This window comes from Hydrogenivirga sp. 128-5-R1-1, assembly GCF_000171895.1.
Genome location: NZ_ABHJ01000495.1, coordinates 1 through 1120 on the forward strand (window position 1 = coordinate 1; position 1120 = coordinate 1120).

1 protein-coding gene is annotated in these 1120 nt (G+C 30.2%); it reads right to left on the reverse strand.

What is annotated here, in order from left to right; genetic code table 11:
* Positions 1–27 precede the first annotated feature (27 nt).
* A partial coding sequence (locus HG1285_RS00410) for a secretin N-terminal domain-containing protein (protein ID WP_008289670.1) occupies positions 28–1120 on the reverse strand: 1093 nt, incomplete at its 5' end.

Genomic DNA, 1120 nt, shown 5'->3' on the forward strand with positions numbered 1-1120 from the left:
TGTAAATCCATTACTATATTTTTCCACTTATATGGGGAGTACTTTAAGTTTTAATCCAACTTCTTTATAGTCGTAGTTTATTATTGGATTTCCATTTACGTCAAATTTTAGGCTTGAAGCAAATGGCGTTACCTGAGAAACATTTATTGTTGCTTCCGTGTTATCCATTGTTAAAATTTTTGGAGAAGATATTATGTTAAATCCTGTTCCTCTATCCAGTAATGAAAGTAAAAACAATAAATCTGGAAAGAATAATGTATTTCCTGAAATAGAAACATTTCTTCCGCTACTGCTTAACACTCCAGCTGCAAAGTTTGTACTTCCAAGAAGGTTATAAAAACCTTCTGTTGAAAGACCACCTTTAAATGCTGCTCCACCGTAAGAGCCAAGTATCTGCCATCTAACGCCGATTTCTTTTAAGGCTTTTTGGGAAACTTCTGTTATTAAAGCTGTAATAAGTACCTGTTTTTTCTGTTTATCAAGATTTTCAACTAAATTTTTAATGGCTTCATATTCAAGTCTGTTTGCGTATATTACAAGTGTATTGGTTGTTTTTTCAGCGATTATTTTTGGTTTTTCTTTTCTATTTCTTGATATATTTACAGTGTTAATGTTTGCGTTTGGAGAAATTCTTTTTGGAGCTTGTTGTGATTTTATTTGTTTATTTTGTTGAACCTGCGTGTACTGTAGAAGCTGTATATTTTCAAGGAGTTTATTTAGTACATTTGCAAGGTCTTTTGCTTTAGAGTTCTTTAGTTTTATTGTCCAGAACTTTCTATAATTCGTATTTTCAAGTTGAGCAGGTTTATCTATGCTTTTTATAAAACTTTCAACCTCATTTATTATCTCTTTTGGAGCTTTTACAGCTACTGTATTTAAAGAGCTTAGGTTTACAACTCTATAAAAAATGTTTCTTTTTGTATAGTTAGAAAGAAGAGCGTTTAATGCAGAAACAACTTCATTTGATTTTGAAAATTTAAGTTTAAAAATTTTTATTTGCTGGCCATCACTTAAACTTTCCATTAAAGAAACGATTTTTTTTAAATTTTCTATGTTATCTTTTGTATCTGTGATTATTATTATATTTCCCGGATTGTAAGAGAATACCAGCCCTCTTGGA